At 62.0% G+C, this 8,779-nt stretch carries 9 protein-coding genes; 4 read left to right on the top strand and 5 right to left on the bottom strand.

Features of this window, described 5'->3' with window-relative positions; genetic code table 11:
* Positions 1–164: 164 nt before the first annotated feature.
* A complete protein-coding gene (ubiA, locus tag EAY64_RS14745; protein WP_103525500.1) occupies positions 165–1,037 on the bottom strand; it encodes a 4-hydroxybenzoate octaprenyltransferase in 873 nt (290 codons plus the stop codon).
* Positions 1,034–1,555, bottom strand: a complete 522-nt coding sequence (locus tag EAY64_RS14740) for a chorismate--pyruvate lyase family protein (RefSeq protein WP_226034239.1) — start codon at positions 1,553–1,555, stop codon at positions 1,034–1,036. The genes ubiA and EAY64_RS14740 overlap by 4 nt, the downstream gene beginning before the upstream one ends.
* Positions 1,556–1,725: 170 nt before the next feature.
* Here EAY64_RS14740 and EAY64_RS14735 point away from each other — a divergent pair, with 170 nt between their 5' ends.
* The 3 genes from EAY64_RS14735 (at position 1,726) to EAY64_RS14725 (ending at position 3,451) form a co-directional block, all read left to right on the top strand.
* On the top strand, positions 1,726–2,082 hold the full coding sequence (locus tag EAY64_RS14735; RefSeq protein WP_103525503.1) for a CidA/LrgA family protein: 357 nt from the start codon (positions 1,726–1,728) through the stop codon (positions 2,080–2,082).
* On the top strand, positions 2,079–2,792 hold the full coding sequence (locus EAY64_RS14730; protein WP_103525498.1) for an LrgB family protein: 714 nt from the start codon (positions 2,079–2,081) through the stop codon (positions 2,790–2,792). Before EAY64_RS14735 ends, EAY64_RS14730 begins: the two co-directional genes overlap by 4 nt.
* Before the next feature lie 200 nt (positions 2,793–2,992).
* Positions 2,993–3,451 carry a SixA phosphatase family protein gene (locus EAY64_RS14725; protein ID WP_059287344.1) on the top strand — a complete coding sequence of 153 codons (459 nt, stop codon included), beginning with the start codon at positions 2,993–2,995 and terminating at the stop codon, positions 3,449–3,451.
* Positions 3,452–3,550: 99 nt separating this feature from the next.
* Here the strand turns inward: EAY64_RS14725 and EAY64_RS14720 are convergent, their stop codons facing one another.
* Positions 3,551–4,402, bottom strand: a complete 852-nt coding sequence (locus EAY64_RS14720; protein ID WP_199734460.1) for an AraC family transcriptional regulator — start codon at positions 4,400–4,402, stop codon at positions 3,551–3,553.
* A gap of 281 nt (positions 4,403–4,683) precedes the next feature.
* Complete coding sequence (metE, locus tag EAY64_RS14715; protein WP_103525501.1) at positions 4,684–6,969, bottom strand: 5-methyltetrahydropteroyltriglutamate--homocysteine S-methyltransferase; 2,286 nt, start codon at positions 6,967–6,969, stop codon at positions 4,684–4,686.
* Between the two features lie 115 nt (positions 6,970–7,084).
* Between metE and EAY64_RS14710 the strand changes: the two genes are divergently transcribed.
* A complete protein-coding gene (locus EAY64_RS14710; RefSeq protein WP_199734459.1) occupies positions 7,085–8,002 on the top strand; it encodes a LysR family transcriptional regulator in 918 nt (305 codons plus the stop codon).
* A gap of 16 nt (positions 8,003–8,018) precedes the next feature.
* On the opposite strand, the gene EAY64_RS14705 is transcribed toward EAY64_RS14710, so the two are convergent.
* Positions 8,019–8,779 (bottom strand): sigma 54-interacting transcriptional regulator (locus tag EAY64_RS14705; RefSeq protein WP_199734458.1); only part of this gene is annotated, 761 nt, incomplete at its 5' end.

Genomic DNA, 8,779 nt, shown 5'->3' with positions numbered 1-8,779 from the left:
CAGCCGCAGGCCATGCTTGTGGGGTGGCCTTGGAGGTGGAGGAGGGCTTGGCCAGGCAAGCCCTCTTTCCCGTTCGCCGCGCGGAAGCGGCAGGTAAACCATCATCCGCATGAGCGGATGCAAAGCCTGCTTTATCTTTGGCCGCCCACCACAGGGCTAAACAATCACTTCAACAGATAACTGAGCACGATGCCGCCCATCAGCACGGCGCCCACTTGGTTGTTGTCCAGAAAGGCCTTGAAGCACAGCTTGCGGTCGCGAGTGCGGATTTCCCGGTACTGCTTGGCGATCAGCAACAGGCAGATGGCCAGCGCGGCAAAGAAAGGCCAGCCCAGTGCCAGCTGCCAGCCGATGCCCGCCATCATCAGGATGAATACGGCATGGCACAGCATGATGCCGGTGACGTCGTGATCGCCAAAGGTGATGGCTGAAGTCTTGATGCCTATCTTCAGATCATCCGGCTTGTCCGCCATGGCATAGGCGGTATCGTAGGCTACGGTCCAGAAGGCATTGGCCAGCAGCAGCAGCCAGGCCAGTGCGGGCACCTGATTGGTGAGCGCGGCAAAAGCCATGGGGATGCCAAAGGAAAAGGCAATGCCCAGATAGGCCTGCGGCATGGGAAAGAAGCGCTTGGTGAAGGGGTAGCTGGCGGCCACGAAAACCGCAGGCACGCTCATCAGCCAGGTCAGCCGGTTCAGCGGCAGGATCAGCAGGAAAGAGATGATGGCCAGCGCCAGCGCCAGCCACAGCGCTTCACGCTCGGTCACCGCACCACGGGCAAACGGGCGCTGGCTGGTACGCTCCACATGCATGTCGTAGTGGCGGTCGGCATAGTCGTTGATGACGCAGCCGGCCGAGCGCATCAGGAAGGTGCCGAGTACGAAAATCAGTACTACCACGGCATCCGGCTTGCCATTGCCGGCAATCCACAGCCCCCACAGCGTGGGCCACAGCAAGAGCAGGGTGCCGATGGGCTTGTCCATGCGCATCAGCTGCTTGTAAACGGTGTAGCGGTCTTTCAGGGCATCAAGCGTCATCGGGCAAAATCTTTCAGGGCGGGCAGGAACACCTCGCACACCACCATCGGGGCTTCATCCAGCACAAAGCGGCAGCGCCGTGCCGTCAGGCTGGTGCTATCGCTTGCACAGGCCTGGTGCAGGGGATGGGCCGGCCCCAGTTGCTGATAGTGCAGCGGGCCGCGCTGCAGCTGTGGCAGGCCGCCAAACAGGGTGAGTCCGAGCGAGCGGCTACCACGGTCCAGAATGGGCTGCCATACCGGGCAGTCCAGCCGGGCGATGCTGCGGGCGTACACCACCGGGATGTCGTCCAGAGTCAGCAGCACATGGCGGGCATACAGCAGGCTGTCGGCCGGCAGGGCAAGCAGGGCGAGCTCGTCCGGGTTGGCCTGGCTGGCACCTTGTGACAATACCTGCACACCGAAGCGGTGGCCGGTGGCCAGCAGTCGCTCGGTGAGCGAGCCGGCTTCGCTGACGAAGGCCAGCAAGCCGGGGGCAAGGTCGGGGGGCTGCGGCAGCCAGTGTGTATCCTGAATCATGGCGCGCATTATGCCAAAGCCGGGCAAGGCTTGTCCTGTTTGTTGACAGTAATACGACAATGGCCTTGTCTGTTCATACCGCACTGCAGCAGCCACAGGTATGATGAAAGCCCGATGTTGGCCGATGGCCTGGCTTGTGGTGGCGTGCTGCCACAGGCGGAATGATGATCATGATAGAAACCCTGTTGTGGCTGGTGGGTTACCAGCTGGCTGGCGAGCTGATCAGCCGTAGTTTTTCCCTGCCTTTGCCCGGCCCGGTGCTGGGCATGCTGTTGCTGTTTTGCACGCTGGCCGCGCGTAAATCGGTACCAGACAGCATGAAACAGAATGTGCCGCGTTTTCTGTCCCATCTGTCGCTGTTGTTCATTCCTGCTGGCGCAGCCGTGCTGGCCTATCGTGATTTGCTGGCCGGTTTCGGCTGGCAATTGCTGGTGGTACTGGCGGCGTCCACCACCTTGACCTTGCTATTGCCCGGCCTGTTGCTGAAATTGCTGCTGGCGCGCCACCGGCACAAGGAGGAGGCATGAATCCGATGGCTGCCGTTGAGGTCATGCGTACGTCGCCCTTGAGTGGCGTATTTGTCACCTTGCTCGCCTACAAGCTGGCGGTGTTGTTCAACCGCCGCTGCCATGGGCATCCGCTGTCCAACCCGGTGCTGATTGGCGTGCTGTTGCTGCTGGGCTGGCTGCTGGCCACCGGCACCAGCTACCGCGACTACATGAAGGGCGGGGTGATGGTACAGATGCTGCTGGGCCCGGCTACTGTCGCACTGGCGGTGCCGCTGTACGGTAATCTGTCGCGGCTGAAGCGTGCGGCTGGCCCACTGGCCATCACCATCTTGTTTGGCGGGCTGGTCGGCATTGTCAGTGCGGTCGGGGTGGGCTGGCTGCTGCAATTGCCGCAGCAGGTGTTGTTGTCGCTGACCACGCGCGCGGTGACCACGCCGATTGCCATGAGCGTATCGCAGGGCGTGGGCGGTATTCCCGAGTTGTCGGCCATGTTTGTCATCCTGTCCGGTATTTTTGGTGCGGTCATCGTCAAGCCGCTGTTTTCCTTGCTGGGCATGGGCGACGACATGGTGTTGGGCACGGCCACCGGTATTTCGGCGCACGGCATCGGAACGGCGCGGGTGTTTCAGCTGTCTGAGACGGCCGGCGCTTTCGCCGGACTGGCGATGGGGCTTAATGGCGTGGTCACCGCCATTCTGGTGCCCTTGCTGGCACCGCTGCTGCACTAGCCGCATAAGTGTTTGTCCGACATGCGGCTGACACAAGCCTGGTGTAGGCTGCGCTGTCAGTCTTGCCGCTGGTGGGTGTCGCGCACAGCGTGCCGCACGCTGCAGCAGGCGCAGTACACTGCGTGTTGTCGCGCCAGGGCCGGTGACCCGTCCCCTGTCCTTGCGTGAACAAGCGCCAACAACAATAACGGAGGTGAAAAATGGATCTGATCCTGTGGCGTCATGCCGAAGCAGAAGAAGGTTCTGATGATCTGGCGCGGGCGCTGACCCGTAATGGCCAGCAACAAGCCAGCCAGATGGCCCAGTGGCTGCGCGACCGCCTGCCGGAGGATTTCCTCCTGCTGGCCTCGGAAGCCAAACGTTCGCAGCAGACAGCGGCGCTGCTGAGCAAGCGCTTTACCGTCTTGCCGGAGCTGAATCCGGACGCATCGGTAGAGCAGGTATTGAAAGCGGTCAACTGGCCGGAAGCGGGCAAGACCATCGTGCTGGTCGGCCATCAGCCGTATATCGGCCGGCTGTCGGCCCAGTTGCTGGGTGAGCAGCCGCTGCTGTGGAGCGTGAAAAAAGGTTCGGTGTGGTGGCTGAATCACCGGGTGCGCCACGAGCTGGAACAGGTGCGCCTGAAAGTGATGATGACCCCCAGCATGCTCAAGCCCTGAGTGTCAGGGTTTTTCTGGCAGCGCCAGCCCCTTGCGAGGGGCTTTTTGCTATCTGCTGCATGGCCGGTGTTGCCTCACTAGCTGGCGGGCTGGGCGACTTCAGTCCGGTGTATCCTGCTCGCGTAGTTGCCGCCACTCGCGGGGACTCAGCCCGCACTGCGCCTTGAATGCGCGTGACAGCGCGGCTTCGCTGCCATAACCGACGGCAATGGCGATCATCTTCAGCGACTCTCCGCGCTGTAAGGCTTGTTGCGTCAGCCGGACGCGCCAGTTCTGCAAATAAGCCCCTGGCGTACTGCCGACCGTGTGGCGAAAGCTGCTGGCGAACACGCTGCGCGACATGCCGGCGATGGTGGCCAGCGCATCCAGCGACCATTCCTGGCCGGGCTGCTCGTGCATGGCGACCAGCGCCTTGCGCAATTTGGGATGAGACAAGCCAGCCAGCATACCGCTATTGATCTCTTTGCTTTCCATCAGTTGCCGCAGCAGCTGGATCAGCACCACTTCGAATAGCTTGTCGATCAGGGCGTGGCGGCCGCAGCGCTCGCTGAAGGCCTCCTCGAATAGCAGCGCCAGCACCGGCGCGGCACCATCAATCGTCTCCAGTGGCAGGCAGATCACGTCCGGCAAGCCGTTGACGATAGGGTTATCGCTGCCGCCAGCAAAATGCAGCTCGGCACAGGTCAGGTCGGCACCGCACACCGGGTCGGTGACGAAACGACGGGCCATGGGCCGTGGGTAGAACAGCAGGCTGGGCTCATTCACATATAGCGTGGGCTGGTCCGGATGAATGATTTCCATGGCGCCGGAGCGGATCAGGTGCAGCTGTCCGACTGCGCCGGCTGCCGTGAAATCGGTGATCCCGCACAGGGATCCGGAATGAAACATGCGCGCATGCACTGGAAAGTGCTGCAATAAGGCATTCAGGCGGTCGGTGCAGGATTCGGTCAATTCGGTACTCCCTGTTAATTTATTGGTATTTTATGTAGCCAGGAGTATTTTATCCAACTGAAAAGTAGCATCAGCATCCGCTACAGCATGCCTGCAGGTAGCCTGGCCATTTCCTATGGTGGATGGCCGGGTGAGTGCGGACCGCTTTTGGTTACGCCAAAAAAAGAGGGCTCCCGAAGGAGCCCTGATCAGCGGGTACCAAGCGGGCCGCGAAGGCCCTGAGAGAGAGTCTTGGTAAATAAATATTAAAAATACTTTTCAATAAATGCAATGAATGACGGTTAGCTAAGCCGTGCTGCCAACTGCTGGCGCAGCCTTTTCGCCACACTCACCATATTGGCCAGCGCAGCTTCCACCTCTGGCCAGCTACGGGTTTTCAGTCCGCAATCGGGATTGACCCACAAGCGTTCGGCCGGAATCACCTGCAAGGCCTTGTCCAGCAGGGCTGCCATTTCGGCCTCGGCTGGCACGCGCGGGCTGTGGATGTCGTACACCCCAGGGCCGATGTCATTGGGGTAGCGGAAATCGGCAAAGTCTTGCAGCAGGGCCATGTCGGAGCGTGAGGTTTCGATGGTGATCACGTCGGCGTCCAGTGCGGCAATCTGCGGCAGGATGTCGCCAAATTCCGAGTAGCACATATGAGTGTGAATCTGGGTGCTGTCATCAATGCGCCAGCTGCACAGGCGGAAAGCCTCGCCCGCCCACTGCAGATAAGCCGCTTGCTGTGCCTGCTGCAGGGGCAGGCCTTCGCGAATGGCCGGTTCGTCGATCTGGATGATGCGGATGCCGGCGTTTTCCAGATCCAGTACCTCTTCGTTCAGTGCCAGGGCAATCTGCTTGCAAACTGTGCTGCGCGGCAGATCGTTGCGGACAAAGCTCCACTGCAGCATGGTGACCGGGCCGGTCAGCATGCCTTTTACCGGACGCGTGCTCAGGCTTTGTGCATAGACGGCCCAGCGCACGGTCATCGGCTGTGGGCGGGCCACATCGCCGACGATGATGGGTGGTTTGACGCAGCGGCTGCCATAGCTCTGCACCCAGCCCAGCCGGGTAAAGGCAAAACCTTCCAGTTGTTCGCCGAAGTATTCCACCATGTCGTTACGTTCGGCTTCGCCATGTACCAGCACATCCAGTCCCAATGCTTCTTGGCGGCGAATGGCCAGGGTGATTTCTTCCTGCATGGCCTGTTCGTAACTGGCTGTGTCCAGTTCACCGCGCTTGAAGGCTGCCCGAGCGCTGCGGATGCTGGCGGTTTGCGGGAAAGAGCCGATGGTGGTGGTGGGCAGCAGCGGCAGTTTGAGCCAGGCCTGCTGTTGGGCAATGCGCTGGGCAAAGGGCAGGGGGCGCTGGTCGGCGCCGGCTGGCAGGGACGCCAGACGCTGCTGCACGGCCGGCCGGTGAATCAGCGGGCTGCTGCGGCGCTGTGCCTGCACATGGTCGCTGGATTGCAGTTCGTTATTGATGCTGGCACGGCCCTGCTCCAGCCCGCGCTGCAGCAGCTTCAGTTCGTTCAGTCTTTGTACGGCAAAGGCCAGCCAGCTGCGGATATCGGCATCCATTTCGGTTTCGGCTGCCACATCGAAGGGGCTGTGCAGCAGCGAGCAGCTGGGTGCCAGCCACAGTCGCTCGCCCAGTTGTGCCGCCACCGGCTCCAGCTGTGCCAGCACGGCGCTCAGGTCGCTGCGCCAGACATTGCGGCCATCCACCACGCCGGCAGACAGCACCTTGTCATCCGGCCACTGCTGCATGAAGTGGGCCAGTTGTTCCGGGGCGCGGACCAGGTCCAGATGCAGGCCGGCGACCGGCAGGCTGTGCAATAGCGGCGCATGCTGGGCGACGCTGCCAAAGTAAGTGGCCAGCAATAGCTTGAGCGGGCTGCTGGCCGCCAGTTGCTGATAGGCCGGGGCAAAGGCCGCCAGCCAGTCTGCTGGCAGGTCCAGCGCCAGAATGGGTTCATCCAGCTGTACCCAGGACACGCCTTGTTGCTGCATGGCTTGCAACAGGCTCTGGTAGCAGCGCAGCAGGGCTGGCAGCAATTGCAAACGGTCGAACTCTCCGCCCTTGCATTTGCCCAGCCACAGCAGGGTGAGCGGCCCGATCACTACCGGTTTGGCCTGGATGCCCAGCGCGCGCGCTTCGGCCAATTGGGCCAGCAGCGGTGCGGGGGTAGCGCTGAAAGCGGTATCCGCCTGCCATTCCGGTACCAGATAGTGGTAGTTGGTATCGAACCATTTGGTCATTTCCAGTGCGGGCTGGCGGCTATTGCCGCGTGCCAGCTGGAAGTATTGCGCGCTGTCCAGCCGGGCAGGGTCAAAGCCGAAGCGGGCCGGAATGGCTCCCACCAGAATCTGCGCGTCCAGCACATGGTCGTACAGCGAAAAGTCGCCCACGGGCGACAGCTGGATGCCCGCGCCCTTTTGCAGCAGCCAATGGCGCTGGCGCAGTGAGCGTGCGCCCTGGCGCAGGGCTTGTTCGTCTATCTGGCCTTGCCAGAAATTTTCCAGCAGGAATTTGAGTTCACGTTTGGCGCCGATGCGGGGAAAGCCGGCCAGGTGCAGTGTGGTCATGGTGGGGTCCTTGTCTGTCAGTGTCCCCAGCATCGGTGAATCTGCTGTATGATTCAAACTCATTTTTTTATTGTTTTGAATGAATTTAATTCATGATTATCGGAAAGCCCACGCCATGCTGGAACTACGTCATCTGCGTACGCTGATTGCCCTGCAGGAAACCGGCAGTGTGTCACTGGCAGCCGAGCGGGTGTTTCTCACCCAGTCGGCCCTGTCGCACCAGCTCAAGCAGCTGGAGGCGTATTACCAGCAGCCGCTGTTCGAACGCAAAAGCCAGCCGCTGCGCTTTACCCTGGCTGGCGAGCGCCTGCTGGCATTGGCGCGTGATTTGCTGGACAAGGTGGCGTCCGCCGAGCGTGATCTGGCGCGCATCCGCCAGGGCGAGGCGGGGGAGCTGCGGGTGGCGGTGGAGTGCCACACCTGTTTCGACTGGCTGATGCCGGCCATGGACAGCTTTCGCCAGCACTGGCCGGCAGTGGAGCTGGACATTGTTTCCGGTTTTCATGCCGACCCGGTAGGGCTATTGCTGACGCGGCGCGCTGATCTGGCCATCGTGTCGGAGGCCGAGCCGCAGGCCGGCATCGTGCACCAGCCCTTGTTTGCCTATGAGATGGTGGGCATTGTGGCGCGTGATCATCCGCTGGCGGAAAAGAAGGTGTGGCAGGCGCAGGACTTTGCCAATGAAACGCTGATTCACTATCCGGTGCCGGACGAGATGCTGGATTTGTGGCGCAAGGTACTGCTGCCGGCCGGGGTCAGCCCGTTGCGGCGTACCAGCGAGCTGACGGTGGCCATCATCCAGCTGGTGGCCAGCCGGCGCGGTGTGGCAGCCCTGCCGTTCTGGGCCGTCAAGCCTTATCTGGAGCGTGGCTATGTGGTGGCGCGGCGGATTGGTGAGCAGGGGCTGAGCAGCGAGCTGTACGCTGCCTTGCGCAGCGAGGATGCCGGGCTAGCCTATATGCAGGATTTCCTGAGTACGGTGCGGGAGCGCAGCTTTGCCACGCTCCCCGGGCTGACCGTGCTGGAGGGCTGATGCAGGGTGCTGGGTTTCAGGCCTGCTCGTCATGGGCTTCCATGCCCAGTTCCTGAATTTTGCGGGTGAGGGTGTTGCGGCCCCAGCCCAGCAGATGCGCTGCTTCCACCTTGCGCCCGCCGGTGTGGGCCAGGCCAGTGCGAATGCAGCTTTCCTCAAAGCGCCGGCACAGGTCGTCGATGATGCCCACCTCGCCAGCGCGCAGACGGCGTGCCACCTCTTCGGCCAGGCCCAGCGTCCAGTCCACCACATGGACGGCCGCGCTGGCCACCGTGCTACCTTCGCTGGCCGTTGCCAGGGGAGCGGCTTCCGGTTCGCGCAGTTCGGCCGGCAGGTCGCCCACCTCTACTTGCTGGCCCGGTGCCATCACGGTAATCCACTGGCACAGGTTTTCCAGTTCGCGCACATTGCCGGTGAAACTGTGGAACTTGATCACCTCCATCGCCGCATCGGTCAGCCGCTTCGGCTCCACTCCCAGGCTGCTGGCGCTCTTGGCCAGAAAGTGGCGGGTCAGTAGCGGAATATCTTCGCGCCGTTCGCGCAGCGGTGGCAGGCGCAGGCGGATCACGTTCAGGCGGTGGAACAGGTCTTCACGGAAGAGGCCGCGCTTGACCCGGTCTTCCAGATGCTGGTGGGTGGCGGCAATCACCCGCACATTGGCCTTGATCGGCACATGGCCGCCCACGCGGTAGAAGTGTCCGTCCGACAGCACACGCAGCAGGCGGGTTTGCAGCTCGGTCGGCATGTCGCCGATTTCATCCAGAAACAGCGTGCCGC

The organism is Aquitalea palustris, from assembly GCF_003693445.1.
Taxonomy (GTDB): domain Bacteria; phylum Pseudomonadota; class Gammaproteobacteria; order Burkholderiales; family Chromobacteriaceae; genus Aquitalea; species Aquitalea palustris.
The sequence above is the reverse complement of the archived record's forward strand: the minus strand, read 5'-3'. Positions and strand labels throughout refer to the sequence as shown.